The sequence below is a fragment of the Ancylobacter sp. genome (assembly GCF_965279025.1).
Lineage (GTDB): Bacteria > Pseudomonadota > Alphaproteobacteria > Rhizobiales > Xanthobacteraceae > Ancylobacter.
The window spans coordinates 1,472,042-1,498,146 of record NZ_OZ257132.1 but is presented as its reverse complement, the minus strand read 5'-3'; the positions used below and the strand labels follow the sequence as shown (position 1 = coordinate 1,498,146).

Annotated in this window: 24 protein-coding genes and 1 tRNA gene; 7 read left to right on the top strand and 18 right to left on the bottom strand. The window is 66.8% G+C overall.

Annotated features, from left to right (window positions below):
- The first annotated feature begins 244 nt into the window (after positions 1–244).
- The gene (locus ACQY76_RS06925; protein ID WP_428032952.1) at positions 245–454 is read left to right on the top strand and encodes a DUF1674 domain-containing protein; all 210 of its coding nucleotides are present in this window, start codon (positions 245–247) and stop codon (positions 452–454) included.
- A 356-nt stretch (positions 455–810) separates the two neighbouring features.
- The gene (locus ACQY76_RS06920) at positions 811–1,020 is read left to right on the top strand and encodes a YegP family protein (RefSeq protein ID WP_428032154.1); all 210 of its coding nucleotides are present in this window, start codon (positions 811–813) and stop codon (positions 1,018–1,020) included.
- Between the two features lie 30 nt (positions 1,021–1,050).
- Here ACQY76_RS06920 and arfB read toward each other — a convergent pair whose 3' ends face one another.
- The 3 genes from arfB to ACQY76_RS06905 are packed head-to-tail and all read right to left on the bottom strand — an operon-like array spanning position 1,051 to position 2,693.
- Positions 1,051–1,482, bottom strand: a complete 432-nt coding sequence (arfB, locus tag ACQY76_RS06915) for an alternative ribosome rescue aminoacyl-tRNA hydrolase ArfB (protein WP_428032153.1) — start codon at positions 1,480–1,482, stop codon at positions 1,051–1,053.
- Positions 1,479–1,964 carry a cyclic nucleotide-binding domain-containing protein gene (locus ACQY76_RS06910; RefSeq protein ID WP_428032152.1) on the bottom strand — a complete coding sequence of 162 codons (486 nt, stop codon included), beginning with the start codon at positions 1,962–1,964 and terminating at the stop codon, positions 1,479–1,481. The genes arfB and ACQY76_RS06910 overlap by 4 nt, the downstream gene beginning before the upstream one ends.
- A 42-nt stretch (positions 1,965–2,006) precedes the next feature.
- A complete protein-coding gene (locus tag ACQY76_RS06905; protein WP_428032151.1) occupies positions 2,007–2,693 on the bottom strand; it encodes a response regulator transcription factor in 687 nt (228 codons plus the stop codon).
- Positions 2,694–2,896: 203 nt separating this feature from the next.
- Here ACQY76_RS06905 and ACQY76_RS06900 point away from each other — a divergent pair, with 203 nt between their 5' ends.
- The 4 genes from ACQY76_RS06900 to ACQY76_RS06885 all read left to right on the top strand — a co-directional run bounded on the left by ACQY76_RS06900 (position 2,897) and on the right by ACQY76_RS06885 (position 5,070).
- Positions 2,897–3,472, top strand: coding sequence for a L,D-transpeptidase family protein (locus tag ACQY76_RS06900; protein WP_428032150.1), 576 nt, complete (start codon positions 2,897–2,899; stop codon positions 3,470–3,472).
- A 593-nt stretch (positions 3,473–4,065) separates the two neighbouring features.
- Positions 4,066–4,365 carry a hypothetical protein gene (locus ACQY76_RS06895; RefSeq protein ID WP_428032149.1) on the top strand — a complete coding sequence of 100 codons (300 nt, stop codon included), beginning with the start codon at positions 4,066–4,068 and terminating at the stop codon, positions 4,363–4,365.
- A 39-nt stretch (positions 4,366–4,404) separates the two neighbouring features.
- On the top strand, positions 4,405–4,857 hold the full coding sequence (locus ACQY76_RS06890; RefSeq protein WP_428032148.1) for a hypothetical protein: 453 nt from the start codon (positions 4,405–4,407) through the stop codon (positions 4,855–4,857).
- Between the two features lie 126 nt (positions 4,858–4,983).
- Positions 4,984–5,070, top strand: a tRNA-Leu gene (locus ACQY76_RS06885).
- Positions 5,071–5,205: 135 nt separating this feature from the next.
- Here the strand turns inward: ACQY76_RS06885 and cysN are convergent.
- The 8 genes from cysN to ACQY76_RS06845 all read right to left on the bottom strand — a co-directional run bounded on the left by cysN (position 5,206) and on the right by ACQY76_RS06845 (position 14,987).
- On the bottom strand, positions 5,206–7,101 hold the full coding sequence (gene cysN / locus ACQY76_RS06880; protein ID WP_428032147.1) for a sulfate adenylyltransferase subunit CysN: 1,896 nt from the start codon (positions 7,099–7,101) through the stop codon (positions 5,206–5,208).
- On the bottom strand, positions 7,101–8,009 hold the full coding sequence (gene cysD / locus ACQY76_RS06875) for a sulfate adenylyltransferase subunit CysD (protein ID WP_428032146.1): 909 nt from the start codon (positions 8,007–8,009) through the stop codon (positions 7,101–7,103). Before cysD ends, cysN begins: the two co-directional genes overlap by 1 nt.
- A gap of 324 nt (positions 8,010–8,333) precedes the next feature.
- Positions 8,334–9,269 carry an acetamidase/formamidase family protein gene (locus ACQY76_RS06870; protein ID WP_428032145.1) on the bottom strand — a complete coding sequence of 312 codons (936 nt, stop codon included), beginning with the start codon at positions 9,267–9,269 and terminating at the stop codon, positions 8,334–8,336.
- Positions 9,270–9,305: 36 nt separating this feature from the next.
- On the bottom strand, positions 9,306–9,998 hold the full coding sequence (gene urtE / locus ACQY76_RS06865; protein ID WP_428032144.1) for an urea ABC transporter ATP-binding subunit UrtE: 693 nt from the start codon (positions 9,996–9,998) through the stop codon (positions 9,306–9,308).
- A gap of 2 nt (positions 9,999–10,000) precedes the next feature.
- Positions 10,001–10,729 (bottom strand): urea ABC transporter ATP-binding protein UrtD, encoded by a 729-nt coding sequence (gene urtD, locus ACQY76_RS06860; protein WP_428032143.1) that lies wholly within the window; start codon positions 10,727–10,729, stop codon positions 10,001–10,003.
- Positions 10,726–11,832, bottom strand: coding sequence for an urea ABC transporter permease subunit UrtC (gene urtC, locus ACQY76_RS06855; protein ID WP_428032142.1), 1,107 nt, complete (start codon positions 11,830–11,832; stop codon positions 10,726–10,728). The genes urtD and urtC overlap by 4 nt, the downstream gene beginning before the upstream one ends.
- A complete protein-coding gene (urtB, locus tag ACQY76_RS06850; protein ID WP_428032141.1) occupies positions 11,829–13,445 on the bottom strand; it encodes an urea ABC transporter permease subunit UrtB in 1,617 nt (538 codons plus the stop codon). Before urtB ends, urtC begins: the two co-directional genes overlap by 4 nt.
- A 288-nt stretch (positions 13,446–13,733) precedes the next feature.
- Positions 13,734–14,987, bottom strand: a complete 1,254-nt coding sequence (locus ACQY76_RS06845) for a transporter substrate-binding protein (protein ID WP_428032140.1) — start codon at positions 14,985–14,987, stop codon at positions 13,734–13,736.
- A gap of 411 nt (positions 14,988–15,398) precedes the next feature.
- Between ACQY76_RS06845 and ACQY76_RS06840 the strand changes: the two genes are divergently transcribed.
- On the top strand, positions 15,399–15,785 hold the full coding sequence (locus tag ACQY76_RS06840) for a transposase (protein WP_428032139.1): 387 nt from the start codon (positions 15,399–15,401) through the stop codon (positions 15,783–15,785).
- Between the two features lie 17 nt (positions 15,786–15,802).
- On the opposite strand, the gene ACQY76_RS06835 is transcribed toward ACQY76_RS06840, so the two are convergent.
- The 7 genes from ACQY76_RS06835 to ACQY76_RS06805 all read right to left on the bottom strand — a co-directional run bounded on the left by ACQY76_RS06835 (position 15,803) and on the right by ACQY76_RS06805 (position 26,104).
- Positions 15,803–17,527, bottom strand: coding sequence for an ABC transporter permease subunit (locus ACQY76_RS06835; RefSeq protein WP_428032138.1), 1,725 nt, complete (start codon positions 17,525–17,527; stop codon positions 15,803–15,805).
- A 34-nt stretch (positions 17,528–17,561) separates the two neighbouring features.
- Entirely contained in the window at positions 17,562–18,638 is a 1,077-nt protein-coding gene (locus tag ACQY76_RS06830) for an ABC transporter ATP-binding protein (RefSeq protein WP_428032137.1), read from the bottom strand.
- A 40-nt stretch (positions 18,639–18,678) separates the two neighbouring features.
- Positions 18,679–19,782 (bottom strand): extracellular solute-binding protein, encoded by a 1,104-nt coding sequence (locus ACQY76_RS06825; RefSeq protein ID WP_428032136.1) that lies wholly within the window; start codon positions 19,780–19,782, stop codon positions 18,679–18,681.
- Between the two features lie 316 nt (positions 19,783–20,098).
- Positions 20,099–22,123: a sigma-54-dependent Fis family transcriptional regulator gene (locus ACQY76_RS06820; protein ID WP_428032135.1), complete on the bottom strand. Its 2,025-nt coding sequence runs from the start codon at positions 22,121–22,123 to the stop codon at positions 20,099–20,101.
- A 120-nt stretch (positions 22,124–22,243) separates the two neighbouring features.
- Positions 22,244–23,512, bottom strand: coding sequence for a D-arabinono-1,4-lactone oxidase (locus ACQY76_RS06815; RefSeq protein WP_428032134.1), 1,269 nt, complete (start codon positions 23,510–23,512; stop codon positions 22,244–22,246).
- Between the two features lie 17 nt (positions 23,513–23,529).
- A complete protein-coding gene (locus tag ACQY76_RS06810; RefSeq protein ID WP_428032133.1) occupies positions 23,530–24,654 on the bottom strand; it encodes an LLM class flavin-dependent oxidoreductase in 1,125 nt (374 codons plus the stop codon).
- A gap of 175 nt (positions 24,655–24,829) precedes the next feature.
- Positions 24,830–26,104 carry an NAD(P)/FAD-dependent oxidoreductase gene (locus tag ACQY76_RS06805; protein WP_428032132.1) on the bottom strand — a complete coding sequence of 425 codons (1,275 nt, stop codon included), beginning with the start codon at positions 26,102–26,104 and terminating at the stop codon, positions 24,830–24,832.
- Between the last annotated feature and the right edge of the window lies 1 nt (position 26,105).

Here is a 26,105-nt window from a genome sequence, read left to right as displayed (position 1 = left end):
GTCCCTCGTCTCGTGCCGTACGTTACGGCATGTCCGGGCCTAAAATGGGAAGGCGGCGCCGGCCGCGCAAGATTGTTCGCACGGCTTGACGCCGACGGTGGGTTGACGTGGGCGTGGGTTGACGTCGAGGTGGTTGACGTGGAGGCGGCGCCGGTGGTTCCAATGGGGCATGCCCCAAAGTGATCCCACTGCACCCACTGCACCCACTGCACCCACTGCACCCACTGCACTCACTGGTCACCTCATCGGCCTCACTGGTCAGTCCGATCAGACCGACCCGCCGCCCCCCCGCCGGCCGCTGACGCCCGCCGCCGAGCGAGCCCTGGCCGAGGCCGCCGCCCGCCGCGCCGCCGCTGCGCCGGTCACCGCGCCGACGGAGATCGACGGCCGCAACGGCCCCGAGCCGGTGCGCTATGGCGACTGGGAAGTGAAGGGAATCGCTACGGATTTCTAACGCCGGGCTCAACGCACGACCGGCCGATCGCCATTTAGATGCCAAAAGCCCCAAATTACTGGTGCTGCGACTCGGGCATGGAGCGCGCAAGGACTCCGTTCATCGTCCAAGTCAACTTACCTACCACATATAGTGGATAATTTAAATTTGCTACTAACTATTGACGTTCAGGCAACTTGGAGTTTTCATTACGCCGAACGGTTGCAGAGAAGCTGTCGGGTGGTCAGACCCGACAGCTTCGGAGTTACCGTCCCGCATTAACCAAGCTGGGTCGCGGGCAGGGTCTGCACACAACGGAATCATGATTCCGCGCAAGCCAAAGGTCAAGACCCAGACACAACTCTGTGGTGAAGAATATGGCCAACCGAACCTTTCCTTCATACTGGATGTATAAAGACAGTCAGAATAAGTGGCGATGGACGTATCACGCAGTCAACGGCGAAGCGATTGCTGCCAGCAGCGAAAGCTACAATCGTCGGGCGGACTGCGAGAACGGTATCAAAATCATGAAGAACTCAGCCAATTCGGAAATTTGGCTGCCGAACGAGCTCGCTGCAATGTCTTGAGCAACTTGGGCTCGGTTTCATACCGAGCCCTTACTCCTCTCCCCCACCAGAAGGCCGGTCGCGGCGCAGGGCCTTGACGCCGGCGCGCCGTGTCTTGCCCTCCAGGCGCCGGATCTTCGAGCCGAGCGTGGGACGGGTCGGGCGGCGGGTGATCGGCACGATCGCCGCCTCGCGCACCAGCTCCACCAGCCGCGCCAGCGCATCCGCCCGGTTCTGCTCCTGCGTCCGGTAGCGCTGGGCGATCAGGACAAGCACGCCGTCCTTGGTCAGCCGGCGGCCGGCGAGCCGCTCCAGCCGCTCTTTTACGTGGTCCGACAAGGTCTTGGAGCCACGCACGTCAAAGCGAAGCTGCACCGCGCTCGACACTTTGTTGACGTTCTGGCCGCCCGGTCCGGAGGCCCGCACGAAGGTCTCGTCGATTTCCTCCTCGTCGAGCCAGACGCGCGGGGTGACCGGGATCATGGCCGGCGCCCGCCGTCGATCGCCTCCAGGCGCTGGCGAACGCGGTCGAGATCGGCGAGGGTGGCGGAAACCCGTTCGCTCAGCCGTCGCGTCAGCTCACGCGCCGCGTCGGGATAGCTTTCCAGCGTGCGCAGGAACATGTTGCGGGGAATGCGCAGGACCTCGGCGGGCTCAAGGGCCGCCGCCGTCGCGGGGCGCCGCGTCTCGGTTAGCAGCGCCATCTCGCCGATGAGGGCGCCTTCGCCCACCCGCGCCGCGTTGCCGGGTCGCGCCGCAAGGTCCGGATCGTCCGGCGCGATGAGGAAGGTGCCGCTGCGCACCACATAGGCGCAATCCGCCGGCTCCCCCTCGTGGAACAGCGCCTCGCCGCGCGCCAGCACGAAATGCTCGACGCTGATGGCGATGACGCGCAAAGCCTCACGCCCCATCAATGCGAGCGTCGGCACACGTTCAAGAAAGGCGATATCGTCCTCGATGGACATTCGGCGGGCGAAACTCCAAGGCAGGACGAATCAATCGGCCTGTCAGGGCAGCAATTTGTACCCCCCAGCCTCCGTGGCAAGCAGGCTGGGGTGGGAAGGGTCCTTCTCGATCTTCTGGCGCAGGCGATAAATATGCGTCTCCAGCGTATGGGTCGTCACGCCTGAATTATAGCCCCAGACCTCCTGCAGCAGGATTTCCCGCGCTACCGGCTTCTTTCCCGCACGGTAAAGGTAACGAAGTATAGCTGTCTCTTTTTCGGTGAGGCGGATCTTCGAGTTGCGCTCCGTCACCAGCATCTTGGCGCCCGGCCGGAACGTGTAGGGCCCGATCGTGAACACCGCGTCCTCGCTCGCCTCGTGCGAGCGCATCTGCGCCCGTATGCGGGCGAGCAGCACGGCGAAGCGGAAGGGCTTGGCGACGTAGTCATTGGCGCCGGCCTCCAGCCCCATGATGGTGTCGCTGTCGGTGTCGTGGCCGGTGAGCATGATCACCGGAGCCTTGAAGCCGTTCTGCCGCATCACCCGAACGGCTTCGCGCCCGTCCTTGTCCGGCAGCCCGACATCCATCAGTACGATGTCGACGCGGCTTGCCTCGACCTCCCCAATGGCAGCCAGGGCACTGTCGACGGAGACGACCTCGAATTCGTCATAGAGCGAGAGCTGTTCGACCAGCGCCTCGCGCAGATCCTTGTCGTCGTCGACCACCAAAACTCGCTGAGCATTCGCCATGTCGCTGTCCCGAATAGCCGCGTTCTTGAAAGGCCGCAGGCCGAAGCACTTGTTCGTGGCGCCTCGCGCGTCCACTCTCGCGCGGTGCTGGAGTGAAATGCCGTATGTCCCGAGTAGGCAGCCGAAACACATTCGGCAAGGGTTGATGGTCACGCGCAACGAAGTAGCGGCGGGTTCGTGACGTGATCGTGAACGGAAATCGCGTGAAGAAGAAGCCCTTTCGCGCAGGAACACACGGGAAATCCCGCTCTCTCCCCCGGCTGCGCGTCCTTGTCCGCCCCGCGCCGCATCTTTTCGGGCGCCAGCGCGGCTGGGTCATTGCCGATGGACGTCCGATTTCAGTCGCTCTCGGCCGCTCAGGCATCCGGGCCGACAAGCGCGAGGGCGACGGGGCGACCCCCAAGGGCGTCTGGCATGCGCGGGAGGTGCGCTACCGGGCCGATCGCGGCCTGCGCCCGACGACGCGGCTGCCTGTCCACCGCATCCGCCGGCAGGACGGCTGGTGCGACGACCCGCACGACGGCCGCTACAATACGCCTGTCCGCCTGCCGCTGCGTGCCTCGCATGAGGAGATGTGGCGGCCCGATGGGCTCTACGATCTGGTCATCGTGCTCGATCACAACAGCCGGCCCCGCCGCGCCCAGCGGGGGTCCGCCGTGTTCCTGCACATCGCACGTGGAAATTTCGAGCCGACGGCGGGCTGTGTGGCGTTCCGGCCTGCGGACCTGCGCAGGCTTCTTGACCGCCTGACGCCGCGGACGGCCATCGAAATCATCTAGCGAACGAGCGAGGTCGCGACAGGTGAAGACCACCTGTCGCGAAATGCTGCTGCGTCAGCGCCAGACATACCAGCACTGACGGACCCTGCGTCCCCAGCGGTCACGACGCCAGCCGCACACGCGCTGACGCCGGCGCCGACGGTTGCGACGGATGGGGCGCGGACCGGGAGGTCCCCACTGTACCGATTCGACGGGCGTGCCGTCCGGGGTGCTGCCCGTGGGTTCGGCGCCAACAGCGGCGATATCGGGAAGCCCTTCGGGGGCAACGTCCTTGAGCTGGCCCAGCACCGTGGCCTGGGCCGGCGAAAGCAGCGCGCCAACGGTACCGGCGCCAGCCAAAACGCCGGCGAGACCGAGCAGGAAGCCTCGTCTTTGCATGTCGTCCTCCACTATCTCCGCCCTGACGCCGAGACCGGCTCCGGGCTCGACTCAACGCGGTAACGACGGATTGGTTCGGCGACGATTTCAGGTCCGGCACGATGCCGGCCACCCGGCGCGCGAAACAGCTCCTCAGGCCGCCCAAACGCTGTGCTTTCCCTTGCTCGCCGCACGGGCGCGAGCGATAGTCGCGGGGCGAATCGCAGGGGTGGATCATGACAGCCTTTGGAACCACGACACGGGCCGGACTTGCGGTCGCCATCGCCCTACCGCTTCTGGCGGTGAGCCCTCCCGCTAAGGCGAGCAATTCCACCGGCGCGCTTATCGGCGGTCTTGTGGCCGGTGCGCTCGTCGGTTCGGTGGTGACGGCCGCCGCGACCCAGCCCAGAACCTATTATTACGCGCCGCCGCCCCCGCCGCCGCCCGGCTATTATCCGCCGCCGCCGCGCCCGACCTACGGCCCCGGCTATTGCGGCGCGCCGCCGTACCCGCCATGCCGCACGCCGGTCTACTGAGACGCCGCCGCCTTATCCTCCGGTGCACCAGGGTTTCCCATGCTGAAGACGACCGCTACCGCGCTCTGCCTGTTGCTGGGCCTCGCCGCCGCGCAGGCCCAGGATTCGTCCGGGCCTTCCGCCGCCGTGCCCGCACCGGCGCCGGAAGGGGATACGCTGCCGGCTCCCATCGCGTGTTCCTTCGACAAGGTGTTCGTGTGCGAGGGGTCGGGCTGTGCGCCCTCGCAGGAGCTCGGCACGATCGACCTGCCGGCGCAATTCCTGATCCATTTCGGCGAACAGATCATCGCCAGCGTCTCCGACGATAATCTGCCGCATATCAGCTCGATCCAGAGCGTGATCGGCAACGGCGACACGCTGATCCTGGACGGCAACGACAACATGGCCGCCTGGGCCATCGAGGTATCCCCCACGAAATCAACGGCGTCGCTCTCTACCCTTGCCGGGGGCAAGGTGCTGAGCGCCTTCGGAACCTGCAAGCCGGCGTCCTGAGCGCCGGCGGCGGCCAAGGTAAAGCCGCCGCATCGCTAGTCCCGGGTGGGTGGGCCACTGGCCGTGCGGGATGGCCGGCTTTTCACTTGGCGCGGCGATTCATTTCGTTATAGACAACCGCACCGCGCGGGCGTGGCGGAACCGGTAGACGCGACGGACTCAAAATCCGTTTCTGGTGACAGAGTGTCGGTTCGAGTCCGACCGCCCGCACCAGCCCCCGTATCGCGGCGGCCTCCCGCGATCATCCACACGGCGAGTGTTCGAGCATCACCCGACGCCAAGCGCCGCCGGCGCGTGTAGCGCGCCCACAGCTTCTTCGCCTTGACGCCGCCTGAACGCCCCGTTCGTTCAGCCGAGATAGCCCTGTTGCAGCAGGTGCTCGAAAATCCGCTCCGCTGCCGCTTCGGCCGCGAGAGCGCCGCCGGCGATCGTGATCTCGGCATCGAGCGGGGCCTCATAGGGGCTGTCGATGCCGGTGAAGTTCTGGATCAACCCCGCCCGGGCGCGCCGATACAGGCCCTTGACGTCGCGCTCCTCGGCGACGTCCAGCGGCGTGTCGACGAAGATCTCGATGAATTCCCCGTCCTCGACCAGCTCACGCGCCATCTCACGCTCGGCGCGGAACGGCGAGATGAAGGAGACGAGGACGATGAGGCCCGCATCCACCATCAGCCGCGACACTTCGGCGACGCGCCGGATGTTTTCCACCCGGTCGGCATCGGTGAAGCCGAGATCCTTGTTGAGCCCGTGGCGGACATTGTCGCCGTCCAGCAGATAGGTGTGCTTGCCGAGTGCCGTGAGGCGCTTTTCCACCAGGTTGGCGATGGTGGACTTGCCCGCGCCCGACAGGCCGGTGAACCACAGCACCACCGGCTTCTGCAGCTTCAGCCCCGCCCGGCTCGCCTTGGAGACGTCGAGGGCCTGCCAGTGCACATTGGTCGCCCGCCGCAGGCCGAAATCCACCATGCCGGCACCGACCGTCTGGTTGGTCATCCGGTCGATGATGATGAAGGCGCCGGTCTGCGGCACCTCAGAAAAGGGATCGAGGGCGATCGGGTCGTGGGTGGCCACATTGACCACCGCCACGTCATTCAGCGCCAGGGTCTTGGCGGCGAGCTTCTGGAAGGTATTGACGTCGATCCGGTGCTTGATCTCCGTCACCGACATGCCGACGGTCCGCGTGCCGATCTTCATCAGATAGGGTCGGCCCGGCAGCAGCGGTTCTTCGTGCATCCAGATGAGGTGGGCGGCGAACTGGTCGGTGACTTCCGGCCGCGCGCCGGCGGCGGCGATCACATCGCCGCGCGACGCATCGATCTCGTCCTCAAGGGTTAGGGTGACCGCCTCGCCCGCACCGGCCTCCGACAATTCGCCGTCGGCGGTGACAATGGTGGCGACACGCGAGGTTGCGCCGGAGCCGGCCACGACCACCGGCTCGCCCACCCGCACCGTGCCCGAGGCTACCGTGCCGGAGAAGCCGCGGAAATTCAGGTTCGGGCGGTTCACCCATTGAACCGGCAGGCGGAACGGGCGCGAATGGGCACCGCTCTCGACGTCCAGCGTGTCCAGATGGTCGAGCAGCGAGGGGCCTTCATACCAGGGCGTATTGGCGCTGCGGGCGATGACATTGTCGCCGTGACGGGCCGAGATGGGGATGGGCACCAGCGTGCGAAAGCCGAACTCCGCCGCGAAGGCGCGGTAGTCCGAGACGATCTGGTCGAAGACCGCCTGCGAATAGTCCATCAGGTCGATCTTGTTGACCGCCAGCACCACGGCCTTCAGGCCGAGCAGCGAGACGATGAAGGAGTGCCGGCGGGTTTGCGTCAGGATGCCCTTGCGGGCGTCGACCAGGATGACGGCGACGTCGGAATTCGAGGCGCCGGTCGCCATGTTGCGGGTGTACTGCTCATGCCCGGGCGTGTCGGCGACGATGAATTTGCGCCGCTCCGTGGCGAAGAAGCGATAGGCGACATCGATGGTGATGCCTTGTTCGCGCTCGGCGGCAAGCCCGTCCACGAGCAGGGCGAAGTCGAGCTCGTCGCCGGCGGTGCCGTGCTTGCGCGAATCGGAAGCGAGCGTCGCCAGCTGGTCCTCGAAGAGCAGCTTGGTGTCGTAGAGCAGCCGGCCGATGAGGGTGGATTTGCCGTCGTCGACGCTGCCGCAGGTGAGAAAGCGCAGCAGTCCCTTGGCTTCCTGGGCGGCGAGATAGTCGGCGGTGGCCGAGCGCGGGACAGCCTCGTTCATCAGAAATATCCCTCGCGTTTCTTCTTTTCCATCGAGGCGGCTTCATCATGGTCGATGAGCCGGCCGGCGCGTTCGGAGGTGCGCGCCAGCAGCATTTCCCCGACGATGGCCTCCAATGTGTCGGCCTCGCTCTCGATGGCGGCGGTGAGCGGGTAGCAGCCCAGGGTACGGAAGCGCACGCGCCGCATTTGCGGCATCTCGCCCGGCGCCAGCGGCAGGCGCTCGTCGTCCACCATGATGAGTTGGCCGTCGCGCTCCACCACCGGCCGTTCGGCGGCGAAATAGAGCGGCACGATGGGTATGTTCTCGGCCAGGATGTACTGCCAGATGTCGAGCTCGGTCCAGTTGGAGAGCGGGAACACCCGGATCGATTCGCCCGGCCGGACGCGGGAATTGTAGAGGTTCCACAGCTCCGGCCGCTGGCTCTTCGGGTCCCAGCCGTGATTGGCGGTGCGGAAGGAGAACACCCGCTCCTTCGCCCGGCTCTTCTCCTCGTCGCGCCGCGCGCCACCGAAGGCAGCGTCGAAGCCGTGCCGCGTCAGCGCTTCCTTGAGCGCCTCCGTCTTCATGACATGGGTGTAGAGCGAGGACCCGTGATCGAAGGGATTGATGCCCCGGGCGACACCGTCCTGATTGGTGTGTACGAGGAGCTTGAAGCCAAGCCGCGCCGCCGTGGCATCGCGGAACGCGATCATCTCGCGGAACTTCCACGTCGTGTCGATGTGCATCAGTGGGAAGGGCGGCGGCGAGGGAAAGAAGGCCTTCGCCGCCAGATGCAGCATGACGGCCGAATCCTTGCCGATCGAATAGAGCATCACCGGATTGGCGAATTCGGCCGCCACTTCGCGCATGATGAAGATGGATTCAGCTTCGAGGCGCCGCAGGTGCGTCATGCGTTCTGAAGACATCAAGTCCCGCCCATCTACCGTGATTTCATCCGAATCGTCCGGCGGGCGAATATCAAGCGTCTCCGCGGCAGCAGGCGGTGGCGATCATTCGGCGAGAGGACGGCAGGAGCCAAACCCGCCGCGAGGCCCAAAGCATGACCGCGCGCCGGGCTTCGCCCCTGTGCTCCGTATGTAGAGGCCCCCACGGGAAGGGTCAATATCTCACAGAGTTAGATCGGGTTCATTTAAATCACCAATCTCATCTGGTGATTAAGGATGATTATCCATGCATAAGCAGGCTATGGCAGCGGCTGCGTCACCTCCGATGCCATATGGAAAATCAGCTTAGAGCAGAGACTTGGCGAGCAACATGTGCACGCCCTTATTACCGTCCACCATCTGGGTCACGCGCAGGTTTCCCGCCAGCGAGCACAGCATATAGGCTTGGTTGCGCGAGAGATTTGTGCGCTCGCACACATGCTTCACCATCTCCCGCGTCGCCTGCTTGGCGGCGTCGTCGAGATCCTCGTCGAGCCCGATCGACATGAGATGGGTGGCGCTTTCGGCGAAGGGCCAGTCGAGCTGCATGTCCTTGCGCAGGGTGAGGCGGAACGTACCGGTCACACCGGTCTCCAGTGCGGTGATGCACACCTCTCCATCACCCTGCACGCCGTGGCCGTCGCCGGCGAAGAACAGCGCGCCCTCGTTGAACACCGGCAGATACAGCGTCGTGCCGGCGCGCAGCTCCTTATTGTCCATGTTGCCGCCGAAGGCGCGGGGGACCGGTGATCCGCAGCGGCCCCAGGCCGGGGGCGGGGCGGTGGCGATGATGCCGAAGAACGGGTCGAGCGGGATTTCCGTGCCCCAGGGCATGACGCAGACATTTTTGACGTGATCGACCACCGGGTGGATGGTCTCGTAATCGGTGAACTCATCGGGCAGCGTGCCGAGCAGCGGCAGGATGGAGACGAAGCCCCAGTCCTGGCGCACCTTCACATCCAGAATGTCGACCTGCAGCGTATCGCCGGGCTTGGCACCCTGCACATAGACCGGGCCGGTGATGAAATGTGGCCCAGGTCCCTGCGGCAGCGTGTCGAGCGCCGCCATGTAGTCGGCCGGAACGGGGAGGTTGTCCGGCAGCGTCTCCTTGCCGCCGGCGGGAAAGGAATGCAGCGTCACCACGTCTCCGGACGCCACCTCCAGAACCGGCGGCGTGGTGCTGTCGAGATAGCCCAGCACCATGTTCTCCGGCGTGGCGGGGATTTCGAAGCGGCGCGACATGGGGGAACTCCTCGGGATCGACGGTGGAAAATAGCTTCATACGGCGATGAAGCGGGAGAGATGTTCGCGGGTCATCCTTTCGGAGCGGCCGGCTTCGACGACAGCGCCGCGCGAGAGGATGACAAAGGCGTCGGCGGTGTCGATGGCGAAATCGAGATATTGCTCGACCAGCAGGATCGACAAGCGCCCCTTAAGCCCGCGCAGTACCTCGCCGATCAAGGCTACGATGTTCGGCTGGATGCCCTCGGTGGGCTCGTCGAGGATCAACAGCTTCGGTTGGGTGACGAGGGCGCGGGCGAGGGCGAGCTGCTGCTGCTGCCCCCCCGAGAGCGCGCCGCCGGGGCGCCTCCACATCTCGCGCAGGATGGGGAACAGGTCGACCGCCTCGTCCAAGGCCGGCGTGCCATAGGTGCCATGCGCGCGGGCGGCGGCCTCGATATTCTCGGCGACCGTCAGCTCGGAGAAGATCTCGCGACCCTGCGGCACATAGGCGAGTCCGGCGCGGGAACGCCGATTGGGCGACCAGCCCGTCGCCTCCGCGCCGTCGATGCGCACGGAACCGGCAGACGGGGCGATGAGACCCATGAGGCATTTGAGCAGGGTCGACTTGCCGGCACCGTTGCGCCCGAGCACGGCGAGGCATTCGCCCGGCGCGATTTCGAAGCCGATCTGCCGCAGCACCTGCGCTGAGCCGTAATGCTGATCCAGACCCTCGACGCGGAATTCCATGCCTAGCGCCCCAGATAGACGTCGACGACCGCGGTATCGGCGCGGACATTGGCCATCGACCCTTCGAACAGCGTGCGGCCCTCATGCAGCACCGTCACGCGATCGGCGATACGCTCCACGAAATCCATGTCGTGCTCCACGACCACGATCGCGCGATCCGGCCGGTTGAGTGCGCGCACCAGCGCTGCGGTACGCTCGGTTTCCTCGTCGGTGAGCCCGGCGACCGGTTCGTCGAGCATCAGCACCTTGGGATCGGAGGCGAGCACCATGCCGATCTCCAGCCATTGCTTCTGCCCGTGCGAGAGTTCGCCGGCGAGGCGGCCCGCCTGGTCGGCGAGGCCGACCGTCTCCAGCACCTCGCCAATGCGGTCTTCCAGCGCGGGCGCATCGAGACGGGCGCGGAAGCCGACATCGGCGCCGATGGCGATATGCTGGCGCACGCTCAAACCCTCGAAAACGCTTGGCTTCTGGAACTTTCGGCGCAGTCCCGCCCGCGCGATGGCGGCCTCGCTCATACCGATGATGTCGGTGGTGCCGTCGAAGAGCACGCGCCCCTGTTTGGGCCGAGTGATGCCGGAGATGACATCGAGCAGCGTGGTCTTGCCGGCGCCGTTGGGCCCGATAATGGCGCGCACCTCGCCATAGTCGATGGCGAGCGAGAGGTCGTCGAGGGCGCGGAAGCTGCCGAAGCGGACGGTGAGACCGTCGACGACGAGCGCGGTGAGGCTCATGGCTTTGCCTCCCCGAGATCAGCCGCCATGCGCTTGGGCCCCATCGGCCGCACCAGCTTGAATTTCGCAAGGTCCATCAAGCCGTTGGGGAAGACCAGCACGACCAGAACGATGAGGCCGGAGAGGATGAACGGCCAGATGTCCGGCGCGGCCGAGGACAGCCAGAACTTCACCGCATTGACCAGCAGCGCGCCGATCACCGCACCGACGAGATGGCCGCGCCCGCCAATGGCAACCCACACCGCGATTTCCAGCGACAGTTCCGGCGAGAGCACGCGCGGGTTGATGATGCCGACCTGCGGCACATAGAGCATGCCCGCCAGCATGGCGATGAGGGCGGAGAGCACCCAGACGATGAGCTTGAGCCGTAAGGTCTCGTAACCCAATGTCCTTAAACGTGTTTCATCATCCCGCGTCGCCAGCATCAGCGCGCCGAAGCGGCTGCCCACCAGCCAGCGGCAGCCCAGAAGCACCAGTGCCAGTACCAGTAGCGACGCCACGGCGAGGCCGGTGATCATTCCGGATGTTCCCATCGGCCAGCCGAACAGCACGGTGAATCCGGTCATGCCATTATTGCCGCCGAAGCCGGTGTCGTTGCGGAACATCAGCAGCATGGCGACGTAGACGAGCGCCTGGGTGATGATGGCGAAGTACACCCCGCCGACCCGCGAGCGGAAGGACACGTAGCCGAAGATGCCCGAGATCAGCGTGGTGGCGACCACGGCGGCGCCGAGCGCATAGGGGAAGAACTCGAAGCCGTTCCAATAGAAGGGAAATTCCTTCCAGCCCATGAACTGCAGGAAGTCCGGCACCGTGCCCGTCGCCTGAAACGAGTGCTTGAGCAAGTACATGGCGATGAAATAGCCGCCCAGCGCGAAGAACAGCCCGTGGCCGAGCGACAAGATGCCGAGATAGCCCCAGATGAGGTCCAGCGAGATCGCCAGCACGGCGAAGGCGGCGAGCTGGCCGATGGCGTTGGCGAGGTAGCGTGATAGCGCCATCTCGGTTCCCGCCAGTCCGGCCATGGCGAGGGCGACCAGGACGATGAGTGCAGTGAGGTGGACGATGGGTGCAGTGAGGGTGAACAGACCGATGCGGCTCATTTGCGGCGCCCCTTCACGGCGAACAGGCCCTCGGGCCGCCATTGCAGGAAGGCGATGATCATCAAAAGCACGATCACCTTCGCCGCCACCGCGCCCCAGAGCGGCTCGATCAGCACATTGATCTGGCCAATGCCGAGCGCGGCGACCACCGTGCCGGCAATGGTGCCGACGCCGCCCAGCACCACCACCATGAAGGCGTCGATGATGAAGTTCTGGCCCATTTGCGGGTTCACCGAATAGATCGGCGAGAGGGCGAGGCCCGCCAGCCCGGCCAGGCCGGAGCCGAGGCCGAAGGCCATCATGTCCACCCGCCTGGTCGGAATGCCGATGCAGGCGGCCATGTCGCGGTTCTGCGTCACCGCGCGAATGTTCAGCCCGAACGCCGTGCGCCGCACCAGCGTCCATGTCAGCGCCAGCGTCACGGCGGCGAAGGCGATGGCGAACATGCGGTTCCAGGTGAAGATGAAGTCGCCGATGACCGGCACGCCGCCGGTGACATAGAACGGCGTCTCGAACTGCAGGTTCTGGGTGCCGAACATCACCCGCACCAGGTTCATCAGGAACAGGCTCACCGCCCAGGTGGCGAGCAGGCTCATCAGCGGGCGCTTGTAGAGGTGGCGCAGCAGGCTCGCCTCCAGCGCGATGCCGATGGCGGCGGTGACGAGGAAGGCGACCGGGATGGCGAGCACCAGATACCAGTCGAGCAGCGAGGGGGCGACGGCGCGCAGCCCCTGCTGCACCAGCCAGGTGACATAGGCGCCGATCATGATCAGCTCGCCCTGGGCGAGATTGATGACCCCCATCAGCCCGAAGATGATGGCCAGCCCGATCGCCGCCATGAACAGGATGGAGGCGAAGCTCAGGCCGTTATAGAGCGTCGCCAGCACGTCGCCGGTGGCGATGCCGCGCTCGATGCGCCGCGTGGCGTCCTCCACCGCCACGCGAAAGGCGGGGTCGGCGGCATAGGCGGGATCCTTGGTGAGCGCGGAGACCTGGGTGAGCGCTCGCCGGGTCGGCGTGTCGGCCATGCGGTCGAGCGCCCGGATGCGCGCGGCGGGGTCGGCGGCGTTGAGGGCGGCAGTCTGGGCGAGCGCCTCGATCTGCACCTTCAGGCCCGCATCGCCTTCCGCCGCTGCGGCCCGGTCGAGCAGGCCGTCCGGGATAAGCGCGGGCCGCCGCTCCAGCGTCTTCAGCGCCGCCGCGCGTTGGGCGGCGGTGGGCGCGGCGCGCAGGGCGAAGGCGGCGTCGGCAAGCTCGAACACCGGGCGGTTCTTCAGGCTGAGCAGCGGCGCACGCGCGGTGCCCTGCGCCGCGCGCACGGTGCGGGTGACGGCATCGAGGGCGCCGTCGGTCAACATCGCACCGGAATCATCGCAGGCGAGCTTGCGCTCGATCGCGGCGCGGGCGAGCGGCGCCGCCCACAGCCGGTCGTCGTCACTGCCGGACAAGGCGAGGCCGGTCAGCGCGACGCCGGCCTCGCTCATGGCGCCGGCATCGCCGCACAGCTTGCCGACAAGGCCGGCGCGGTCGAGCGTCTGCGCTCGCGCGGTGGGGGCGAGCAGAAGGGCGGCCAGCAGGCCGGCCAGGAAGGGAGCGAAACGCGCCAGCTTCATCGGGAACTCAAGGCGGCCATTCGCGGCGGTGGAAGGCGACGAGCGGCAGGTGAAAGGCGGGAACGAAAGGCTGATGTGTCAGGAACGGCGAGACCGCATCCGAGAGAGAACTCTCCCGCCGGGATCGGCTCACGGGAGCGGCACGCGATCCCGGCTCACCGCCTCCGGCGGCGGCCGGGATGACGGTTGCCACTGTTCGCAGACCGGCGGTCAGGCGTGGATCCCCGGGCCGGGCCCGGGGATGACGTGGTGCGGGCAGCACCCCTGCATGGTCAGCGGGGCGCGCGCTCAGCCATACGGGCTGAAGGGCACGGGCTTGGGCGTGTCCTTCGACTGCCAGAGAATGTCGAAGCCCTGCGCATCGTTCACCGAGCCGATGAACACGCCGCGCGCGACGTAGTTGTTTTCGCCGGTCATCGAGATCTTGTAGCCCGACGGGCAATCGAAAGTGAGGCCGGCAAAGGCCTTCGAGACTTCCGGCACCTCGAAGGAGCCGGCCTTCGCCGCCGCCATCGCCCACAGATGCACCGAATCATAGGCCGAGACCATCGGGTCGATGGAGACCGTGCCGGAGAAGGGCACGTTCTTGGCCTTCACATAGGCGGCCCAGTTCTTCAGGAACGCCTCGTTGGCCGGGCCCTTGGCGTTCTGCAGATAGGCCCAGCAATTGAGGTGGCCGACCAGCTTGGCGGTGTCGAGGCCTTCGAGATCGGCCTCCACCATGTCGAGGCCGAGCACCGGGATATCGGTGGCGAGAATGCCCTGATTGGCGAATTCGCGCATGAAATCGGGGATCGAATTGCCGACCACGGTGAGGACGACCACCGGCTGGCCGCCGCCCTCATCGGCGAAGGCGCGGATCTGGTTGACCAGCGTCTGGAAGTTGGAGAAGCCGAAGGGGACATATTCCTCCTTCCAGGCGCTCTCCGGGATGCCCTTGGACTTCCAGTAGCCCTTGAGCTGCTTGTTGATGGTGCGCGGCCAGACATAGTCCGACCCCAGCATGAAGAAGCGCTTGGCCGAGACGCCCTCCTCACCCATGAGGTAATCAACCGCCGGCAGCACCGAGCTGGCCGGGGGCGAGTTCACATAGACGACGTTCTTGGAGTTCTCATCGCCCTCGAAATGCAGGGGGTAGAACAGCAGGCCGTTCTCCTGCTCGACCACCGGCAGCACGGTCTTGCGCGACACCGAGGTCCAGCAGCCGAACAGCGCCGAGGCCTTTTCCTGCTGCAGCATCTGCTTGGCGGACTGGGCATAGAGCGGCCAGTCGGAGGCGGGATCGGAGACGAGGACGTCGATGGTGCGCCCGTTGACGCCGCCCTTGGCGTTGATCTCGTCGGCGGCCATCTTGACCACATGGTTCAGCCGGCCTTCGAGATTGGCCATGGTGCCGGAGGAGGAGAACAGGCAGCCGAGCTTCACCGGGCCGGATTGCGCCTGCGCGTTGCGCAGGAAGGCGGGGGCACTGAGCGGAGAGGCCAGCCCGACGGCGGCAAGTCCGCTGGCCTGGAGGAGGGAACGCCGCGTGATATTGACCATGGACCACACCTCAACGGTTCGGAAGGTGCGGGAATTGTGTTGTGCCGCGCCGCGCGCGCAACTTCATATAATGTTCAGCCCTGCCCAAAGCCGCGCCAGAAGGCCGACGCCACAAGGCTTTCTGGCAGGATTGCCAGAACGGGCGCTCCGCCGGCGCCGGTGGGGCGACAGAAGCGGGCGCCCCCCGGCTGCGGAACGGGCCCGCAGGAGGCTGGCGCCGCTGGAAATGACGGCGGGGCGCACGTATCGAGAAAGTGCATTCACCTCGCCGGGCCAAGGGTCTATAGTCCTGCCCATGAGAAGCGCACGCTGAAATTATGTGCGCCACCGGGCGCCATGTCCGGTGCGCGCGTGCCGTTGCGAGCCGGGTTTGCGACGATCCACCCGTGTCCGAACCGTGAGGACGAGCCGATGCGACGTTCGCAGTTCACCGATGCCGAGATCCTGCACCTCATTCGCGAAGCCGATGCCGGGGTGTCGATCCCGGAAATCTGCCGCACCGCGCAGGTGTCGCTGCGCACCTTCTACCGCTGGCGCCGCCGCTTCGGCGGGCTGGACCAGGCGGCGGTGGTGCAGATGAAGGAACTGCAGGCGGAGAACCGGCGGCTGAAATCGCTGCTGTCCTCGCTCTCGCGCCAGCAGCGCCCGGCGGCGGGGGGCGAGGCCTCCTATCCCGGCGAGGGCGAGCCGCGCCGGGGTGGCGCCGGGCTTCAACCCGCCCGGGCCTCGGCGCTGGCGGCGGAGCGCTGCGGCGGCGCCGTGGTCGGCCGCTTCGCCTCGGTGCGGGTGACGCGCTAGCGCCACCCGTTAGCCGGCTATCCCACGCCCGGCCGGCTGCGCGCCTGGGCGTGGAAGATCAGCCGGTTGCAGATGAGGATCACCAGCAGCGAGCCGACGCCGACCAGCGTGAAGATGGCGTTCACCGAAGGGGTGAAGCCGAAGCGCATCTGGTTCCACACCCAGATCGGCAGCGTGGGCGAGGTGCCCGACAGGAACAGCGTCACCATCACGTCGTCCGCCGACAGGGTGAAGCCGAGCAGCGCCCCGCCGATGATGGCGCCCCGGATCGAGGGGAACAGCACATGGACGAAACTCTGCCAGTGATTGGCGCCTGAATCCATCGAGGCTTCCAGCAGCGCCCCGTCCAGCCGGCGCAGCCGGGCGAGGATGATCATCAGGATCACCGGCATGACGAAGCTCGCCTGGCCGATGACGATGCGCCCGACCCCCGAGGGGATCTGCAGCAGCTGCGTCGCCAGCACCATGACGATGCCCAGCACCACGCCGGGGATCGCCACCGGGATCGCCAGCGCGAACTCGAAGAACCGCGCCCGTTTCACCCGGCCGTAATGCAGCGCGAAGGCAAAGCCCGTTGCCGTCACCGACGACACCAGCACGACGCAGAAACCCACGGCGAGACTGCGCTGCACCGCGTCGAGCATCGGCTGGTTCTGCGCGAGCTCGGCGTACCAGCGCAGCGTCGCGCCGCTGAGCGGGAAGGCCTGCACCGAGGAATCGTTGAACGACATCAGCACCATGATGGCGAGCGGCGCATAGAGGAAGAGATAGGGCAGCGCGAACAGCACCATGGCCCCCGCGCGCAGCAGGCGCTGGCCCGAGGTGAGGTGATGCCGGGCCACCGGCGGACGGGCGCCCTCGTCGCCCATCAGCACGCCCCGCGTCTGCCCCGCCCACATGACCAGCGCCAGGACGATGGCCACGCTGAGCATCAGGCACACGGCGATGGCCGAGCCATAAGGCCAGTTATTGGCGATGCCGAACTGCGAGGCGATCACCATGCCGATCATGGTGCCGTCGATGCCGCCGACCATGGAGGGGGTGATGTAGTCGCCGACCGTCATCAGGAAGGCGAGCGAGAAGCCGATGGCGACGCTCGGCCGCGACAGCGGCCACACCACATGGCGGAAGGTTTGCCAGGCGGAGGCGCCGCTGTCCTGCGAGGCTTCGATCAGCGAATGCGGGATCTTTTCCAGCGCCGTGAAGATGGCGACGAAGCAGAAGGGAATCGAAATATAGGTGTAGGTCAGCAGCACCGAGAAGCCGGTGTAGAGGAACGCCTCGCTCGGCTGGTCGAGCAGGCCGCTGCCGACCAGCGCCGAGTTCAAGATGCCGTTCTGGCCCAGGATCATGCGCCAGGCGAAGACCCGCATGAGCAGGCTGATCCACAGCGGGATGATCACCAGCAGCACGAGGATGGAGCGGTTCTTCTGCACCACGCGCGCGGCGTAATAGGCCATGGGATAGGCGATGAGGCAGCCAATGGCCGCCGCGCCGAAGCTGGTGGCGAGCGTCTTCACCAGCAGGAACTGGAAGCTCGACGACTTCCACAGCCTTGTATAGCTGACGAAGGACGGGTCGAAGACGATCAGCCCGTTCGAGGTGCGCAGGAAGCTGGTGCCGATCAGCAGCAGATTGGGCACCAGCACCAGGGCGATGAACCAGGCATAGACCGGCCAGCCGAGAACGCTGATACGCAGGAGCGAGGCGGGGCGGGTAACCGACATGGGTCGTTCGGACATCGCGGGTTCAGATCGGGGCACGCCGGAAGCGATGTCAGCCATGGAACACCGTCGCATTGGCAGGGTCGAACATCACGCGCACAGGGCGGCCGGGGGCGAAGCTGTTGCCGGCGGTGGGCACGGCGGCGATGATGTTGTGCTCGCCGCAGCGCACATTCACCTCCAGCGCGTTGCCGAGGAACAGCACGTCCTCGACCGTGCCGTCGATGGCGCAGCCCTCGCCGGCCGGCTGGTCGGCACCCGCCAGGCGCACGCATTCAAAGCGGATCGCCATGCGCGCCGGGCCCGAGCGCGGCACGGCGACGCCGGGCAGGGCGCGCCCGCCGAGCATCGCGGTGAGCGTGCCTTCGCGCGCCGTGCCCTCGATCGGCAGCAGATTGGAGCGGCCGACGAACTGGGCGACGAATTCGGAGGACGGGTCGAAATAGATCTCGCGCGGCGTGCCGAGCTGGGCGATGCGGCCCTCGCTCATCACCGCCACCCGGTCGGACATGGACAAGGCCTCGCCCTGGTCATGGGTGACATAGACGAAGGCGATGCCGAGCTCGCGCTGCAGCGAGACCAGCATGTGCTGCATCTGCTGGCGCAGGCGTAGATCGAGCGCCCCCAGCGGCTCGTCCAGCAGCAGCACGCGCGGGCGGCAGACGATGGCGCGGGCCAGCGCCACGCGCTGGCGCTGGCCGCCCGACAGCTGGTGCGGCAGCCGGGCGGCGAAATCGCCCATGCTGACGAGGTCGAGGCAGGCGCGCGCCTTGGCGAGGCGCTCGGCCTTGCGGGTGCCGGCCATGCGCAGGGGATAGGCGACGTTTTCCAGCACGCTCATATGCGGGAAAAGCGCGTAGCTCTGGAACACCGTGCGCACATCGCGGCGAAACGGCGGGACATCGGTGATGTCCTCGCCGTCCATCACCACGCGCCCGACATCGGGCCGCTCGAAACCGGCGATCATGCGCAGCAGCGTGGTCTTGCCCGAGCCGCTGGGCCCGAGGATGGAGAAGAATTCACCGGGCGCGACGGAAAACGAAATCCGGTCGAGTGCCGGCCGGACCGCACCGTCATACGTCTTGTCGATCCCGGCCAGGGCCAGGATCGGCTGCGAAGTCTTTACCATCGCTCGTGCTCCGAGTTGCGAGGTCAGGGAAGGCGCGCGATCAGAGCGTGCCGGCCTTGAAGTCGTTCCAGATCTGCAGGCGCCGCTCAAAGTCTTCCGGCTTCTGCAGGATCACGAGCTTGTCCCAGAAATCGCCCGCCTGCGAATCCGGAATATTGGTGCGCGCGAGCGTCTTCTCGGTCACGCCGCCGGCCTTGGCCTCGCTGAGGTCGAGCACGCCATTATTGGTCGAGCTCTCGATGAAGCGGGCCTGCCACTTGGTCGACAGGTTGTCGTTGATGAACTTGTAGACGATGTCGCGATTGCCCTTCTTGGAGACGCCGGTGCAGTCGATCCAGGTCGGGGTGCCTTCCTTCGGCAGCGAATAGGCGAAGTTCTTGCCCTTGTCCTGCAGCGAGGTCACCACCGCGATGTTCTGGCAATAGCCGATGACGGCATCGCCGGCGGCATAGATGGTGACGGCATCGTCGAAGCCGCGGGCGATGGTGCGGATCTGCGGGCGCAGGGCGCGCAGTGCGTCCTCGCACTTGGCGAAATCGGCGTCGGTCAGGTTGAAGGGGTCCTTGGCGCCGGCATAGAGCGCGATCATCGGGAAGACGATGGTGCAGTCGTCGAAGATGTTGACCTTGCCGCGATACTGCTCGTCCCACAGCGCCGCCCAGCTGTCCGGCGACTTGATGAGGTCGGCATTGTACATCAGCGGCTGGGTGCCCCAATTATAGGGCACGCCGACGACCTCGCCGCCGACATCGGTGTATTTCTTCCAGGCCAGATTGGGCGTGATGTTCTTGATGTTCGGCACCTTGGAGGTGTCGAACGGCACGATCAGCCCGGCTTCCTTGAAGCGCGGCAGCGAGCCGGTTTCGATATACATGATGTCCGGCTGCACGGCGCCGGAGAAGGGCTGCGAAAACAGTTCGTCGACCGAGCCGATGACCACCGGCTTCACCTCGACGCCGTTGGCCTCGCTCCATTCCTTGCACCAGGCCGGGTCGTGATAGGTCTCCCAGGTGAGCAGCACGATGGGGTCTTGCGCATAGGCCCGGCGCAGCACGCCGGGGGTGGCCAGCACAGCGGCGGCCGCCCCCATGCCCTTCATGACGCCACGCCGCGACGGCGCCGAAATTCCAGTGTGGAAGGTCATTTTTTTCCCCTGTGTTCGGGCCTTTGCGGCCGCTACCCCGGTTCGGCAACTCTCGTGCCAGCCGGATTTTCGCGGATTTTCCAAGATTATCCCGACAGAGCCAAGCCGGTGGGGAGGGCTCTTCCCACTATTGATCGCGTTATTCGCGGTGTTGTTCTGTCGCGCGGGGACGAATTACCACGCATTATCGCGACAGGGTCGCATGGATGCGCACCAATGAGACGGATCGCGCAGGAGCGGCACTGTTTCATGGATGAGCCGCCCCGTGTCGCACGCGCGCGACAGGCGAGGAACCGGGCGCGCCGGCGTCCGGCCTTCAGTGGGCGATGCGGTAGCGCTGGAGCTTGCGGTAGAGCGTGGCGCGGCTGAGCTGCAGCGCGCCGGCCGCCGCCTTCACATTGCCGCCGCACCGCGCCAGCGTGGCGACAATGGCCTCGCGTTCCGCTGAAGCGATGGCAAGCCGGGCGCTGCCCGCTTCGCCTTCCGCCTCGGGCAGGGCCGCAGGCAGCTCTTCCGGCCGTGCGGCGAGAGGCGCCGGCGCCGCCGGCACGCGCCCGACTGGACGGATGGCGATGTCGCCGACGCCGAGCAGGTCGCCCTCGCAAATGTGGACGGCGCGGTTCAGCACATGGCGCAGCTCGCGCACATTGCCCGGCCAGTCATGCGCCATCAGCAGCGCCAGAGCTTCGGGCGTCAGCGTCAGGCGGCGGCCGGGGACGAGATCGGCAACGAGGGTTTCGATCAGATGGCGGCGGTCGGTGCGCTCGCGCAGCGCCGGGATGTCGATGACGGCACCGGCGAGGCGGTAATAGAGATCCTGCCGGAACTGGCCCCGGCCGATCTGCGCTTCCAGATCCTGGTTGGTGGCGGCGACCACCTGCACGTCGATGCGGCGTGGTTTGGTGGCGCCAAGCGGCATCACCTCGCCCGATTCCAGCACATGCAGCAGCCGGGTCTGCTGGCTGATCGGCATGTCGCCGATCTCGTCGAGAAACAGCGTGCCGCCATCCGCCTCGACCAGCCGGCCGGGGCTGCCCTCGCGCCGGGCGCCGGTGAAGGCGCCGCTGCCATAGCCGAACAGCTCGCTGTCGATCAGCGTGTCGGGCACGCTGGCGCAGTTGAAGGCGACGAAGGGCGCGGTGCGGCGCGGGCTCTCCTCGTGGATGGCGCGGGCGAAGGCGTCCTTGCCGACGCCGGTCTCGCCCAGCAGCAGGATGGGCAGGGAGCCGCCGAGCACCCGGCGGATGAAGCGCACATTGGTGGCCATGCGCGGATCGCTGCCGGCGCAGTCGTCGAGGGTGAGCACGCGCGGCGCCGCGCGGGGCGGCAAAGCGGGGGGCGCGGGGCGGGCCCGCGTGGGGGCCTCGGCCGCCGGCGCGGCGGCGGTGAAGCGGTGACCGGCGCCGGCATTCTGCGCGCCGGCTTCCAGCGGCCCGCTGAGCGAGACCGAGATGGCGTCGCCGCCCTTCTGCAGGTGCAAGGTCAGTTCGGCGCTGCCCAGCCGGGCGAGGTCGGCCAGCCGGTGGTCGCGCTCGAACACCGCCCACAGGCTGCGCACCCGGGCGAGCTGGATGCGGTCGCGCAGCATTTCGCGGGCGGCGTGGTTGAGGCCGACCAGCTGGAAGTCGCCATCCACCGCGATCAGCCCGTGATCGACGGCGCCGATGGCGAATTTCAGGATGAAGCAGCGGCGGAAGGCCTGGCGGAACATGCGCTCGCCGATGCGGTCGGCAAGGCTGGTCGACAGGCCGAGCACCACTTTCAGCGTCTCGCGCTGCAGCTCGGGGTTGCGGATGGAGATGTTGATGGCGCCGATCAGCTCGGCATCCGGGCTGAACAGCGGCGCACTGGCGCAGGACAGCGCGGAGAAATCATAGAAGAAATGGTCGTTGGTGTGGACGCCCACCGGCTGGCGCTCGACCAGGCAGGTGCCGATGGCGTTGGTGCCGGCCGAGGGCTCGGCCCAGGCGGTGCCGGCGCGCTCGACCTCGCTGTAGAATTCCGGATTGTAATTGGCGCGCTCGGTGATGATGTAGCCCTCGGCATTGCCGAGGCTGATGGAGAAGCCGGACAGCGAGACGGCGCCGAACATGGCGTCGATCTCGGGGCGGGCATAATGGATCAGCTCGTCATTGGCCTGGCATTGCCGCTTCAGCTCGGCATCGCTGACCGCCTCGATGCGGAACCTGGCGCCGGGGTCGAAGCGGTAGCCTTCCATGCAGCGGCGCCAGGAGGCGGCCATGGAATCGGCGGCGCGGGGCGCATGAAAATCCCCGGAGGCGGGCGACAGCTGGTTCGCGCTCGCCACGATTCGGGAGACATGGCTGCGCAAGTCCAGCATTGCGGTCTCCGGTTCCGGCCCCCCGCTTAAATTGTGCGCAGCACAAAGTTTAGTCGTCAACCCGCTTCCTCCTCCGACATGCGCCGGAAATGAAAAAGGGCCGGCAGTGCCGGCCCTCGCTCAGGCGAAGAGCATCCGCAGATGGTCGTTGAGGAAGACCCCGTCGGGATCCATCTCGCGGCGCAGACGCTTGAAGGCGTCGTATTTGGGGTAGATGCGCTCCAGCCGCTCGGGTGTCATGAAATGGTGCTTGCCCCAGTGCGGGCGCGCATCATAGCGGTCGAGAATTGCGTCGGCGTCGCGCAGCATGGCCCAGCTCGCCTCTTCCAGCGGACCGGAGATGGAGAGCGCGTAGCCGTCGCGGTCGGCATAGGCCGAGAGATAGGTGTCGTCGCCCTTCACCGCCCGGCATTCGACCGGGTAGATGGCCTCGGGGTACTTCGTCTGGAACATGTGCCGCACCTCGGCGAAGGCTTCCTCGAAGCGGCCGAAGGGCACGGCATATTCGATCTCGCGGAAATTCGGCACGTAGTCATTGGGGTAGATGATGGAGGAGTGGTCGAACTCCTCGCCGGCGCCCAGCGTCGGGGCCGGCTCGGCCACCGGCACCGGGTTGTAGGTGCGCATGTGGCAGAAGTCGAAGTCGCGCGTCGTCTTGGAAGGCACCGCGCCGCCGGGCAGCTCGTAGAGATCGGCCGATTCCTTGCGCGGCAGCCAGAAGAACCAGAAGGTCCGGTTGTCGTCGAGCAGCTGGTGGAGATTGCCGATGCAGTCCTCGGTGTCGGTGTTCCAGGAGCGCTTGTAGATATTGTAGGACGGCACCGCTTGCAGGGTGACCGACACCACCAGCCCGAACATGCCGATCGAGGTGCGGAACGCCTTGAACACTTCGCCATCGGCGGCGGAGAGGTCGCGCAGTTCGCCCTCGGCGGTGACGATGCGGGCGCCGATGAGCTGGGTGGACATGCAGGCCAGCGTCTTGCCGGCGCCGTGCGTGCCGGTCATCAGCGCGCCGATGATCGCCTGCCGGTCGATATCGCCCTGGTTGTTGAGCGACATGCCCTGTTCGCGCAGATATTTGGTCAGCGCGCTGACGCGCATGCCCGGCCGCACCGTGACCTGCAGCTTCTCCTTGTCGACGGAAACGACCTGGTTGAAGGCGTCGAAATCGACATGCACGCCCGGCGTCGGCACGACGGCCGGGTTGGAATGGCCGGCGCCGCTGGCGCGGATCGGCAGGCCGAGCTTTCGCGCTTCCCGCACAATGGCGCACACCTCCTCCTCGGAGGTGGGGCGGGCGGTGTAGCGCGGCACGAAATACTGCTCGCCGAACCAGTTCCACCAGAGTTTTCCGGGCTGCAGCACCCCGGCCGTATCGACGCTCGACATATGTTCTCTCCCGCAGTTCAGACGGCGATGGCGGGCAAGTCTTCACCGAGCCCCGCCTCGCCGAGCTCGGCATTGACGATGGGCATCACCCGCGTGGCAAGCAGTTCCATCGAACGGCGCATGGCGGGTTTGTCTTCCCATTCATGCGACGTCATCATCAACGTGCCGAACGGGCCGACCTCCTCGCGCAAAGCGAGAATCTTGCGCGCCACCGTCTCGGGGCTGCCATGGATGACGAAATTGTCGCGCACCATCTGCGGCGTGATGGTGGCGGGGTCGGTGTCGCGGAAGGGGGCGAGCAGCGCCGCGGCGCCCATGCGCTGATACACCTGGAACATGTAGTCATAGTACCAGTCATAGGCGCCGCCCGGCTTCTTCACCACGCGCTCGGCCTCCTCGTCGGTGTCGGCGACGTGGATCGAGCGGGCGACCCGCCATTTGGAGCCGTCGGGCGTGCGGCCGAGCTTGGCGAGTTCGTCGCAATAGGTTTCCCAATGGGTCTTCACCACCCAGGAGGCGACGAAATTGGCCGAGATCGGCATGAAGTCGTTGCGGGCGGCGACGCGCATGGAGCCGGAATAGGGGCTCGACACCGAGACCGCGAGCGGCGGGTGCGGGCGCGTCAGCGTCTTGGGCAGAATGCCGACGCCAAGGTCCGGCCAGTAGCTCTTGCTGAGCTTGACGTTCCAGAACTTGCCCTCGATGTCGTAGGGCGGATCGGAGGTCCAGATCTTCTTCATGATCTCGATGGAATCGAGCATCATCGCCGTGCGGTCCGCCTCCTCCATGCCGAACACCTCGAAATCCGAGCCGAGGCCGCCGGTGCCGATGCCCAGCAGCAGGCGGCCGGGGGCGAGGTGGTCCAGCAGCGCGATGTGGGAGGCCGCCATCACCGGATGGTAGAGCGGCAGCGGCAGCACGCCGGTGCCCAGCTTGATGCGCTTGGTCTGCGGCGCCATGTGCGCGAGGAACATCAGCGGCGAGGAGATCTGCTCGATCTCGGCCGAATAATGCTCGCCGATCCACGCCTCCTCGAAGCCCAGATCGTCCGCCAGCTTGAACGCCTCGATGTCCTCGGCCAAAGCGGTGGGGTAGTGCCTGTTGACCGAATGCAGCGGCATCATGAAGAAGGAAAGCAGCACGACCGGACTCCCTTGACTGCGACCGGCCACGTGCCGGCGTGCGCTCTTTCGGCAAGGCCCGTGCCAGAGGCCTAACACCCGCCCAGGCCACGCCAATTGCGCCCCGGCGCCGCCGCGTGTCTCACGGCGGAGAAAGCCGCCGCGCGGCTGCGAAAGTGACCGGTCGGCGCGGCCCTCAGAACCGCGTCGGCGCGAAGGGCGCGAGGTCGAAGGCCGGCATGCGCCCGGTGAGCAGATCGCTCACCGCCATGCCGGTGCGGGCGGCGGAGGCGACGCCGACATGGCCGTGTCCGAAGGCATAGACCACATCGCGGCAGGCGCTGGCGCGGCCGATGACGGGAAGCGAATCCGGCATGCTCGGCCGAAACCCCATCCAGCGCGAGACGCGCGCCTCGGGGTACTGGGGCGCGAGGCCGGGGAACAGCCGCCGGCCGAGGGTGAGCAGATGGTCGGCGCGGGTCCAGTTCGGCGGCGCCTCCAGCCCGGCGAATTCCACCGTGCCGGCCATGCGCAGCCCGGTTTCCATCGGCGTCGAGACGAATTTAGCGCTGGCATCGAGGATCGGCCGCTGCGGCAGCGTCTCGGGATCGGCGATCAGCACATGGTAGCCGCGCTCGGTGTCGAGCGGCACGTCGTCGCCGAGGCTGGCGGCGAGGGGGCGCGAATGGGCGCCGGCGGCCACCACGGCCGCCTGTGCGGGGACGAGGCCGGCATCGGTCTCGATGCCCTTCAGCTCCCCGCCTTCAAGGGAAAAGCCGAGGGCGCGCGCCTCCACCAGGCGCCCGCCATCGCGCCGGAACGCCTCGCCGACGGTACGCACCAGCCGGTTCGGGTTGAGCGTGTGGCCGCATTGGCGGAACAGCACGCCGATCGTGTAGTCGCGCGAGATGCTGGGCTCGAAGGCCCACAGATCCGCCCCGCGCAGCATCTCATAGGGGATGTCGTTGTCGCGGCGCAGCTTGAAGCCCAGCGCGTCGCCGGCGAAATCCGCCTCGCTGCGGTAAACGGCGAGGAAGCCGTCGCGCTGGATCAGCGCCTCATTGCCGGCATGGCGCACCAGCGGCAGCCAGGCGCTGAAGGAATCGTCCAGCAGCGGCTTGAGCGCTCGCGCCTGCGCCTGCACGCGCTCCCGTGTGCCGGATTTGACGAACCGGGCGAGCCACGGCGCCAGCGTCGGCAGGTAGCTCCAGCGGATCGACAGCGGGCCGAGCGGGTCGAGCAGATAGCCCGGCACCTTCAGCAGCGTGCCCGGCATCGACATGGGCACCACCGAGGAGGGCGCCAGCACGCCGGCATTGCCGAAGGAGGCGCCTTCGCCGAGGCCGCCGCGCTCGATCAGCACGACGTCCAGCCCCTCGCGCAGGAGAAGGCTCGCCGTCGCGACGCCCACCGCGCCGCCGCCGATGACCGCGAAGGTGCGCGGGGTTCCGGGCTTGCTGGAAGATGTCATG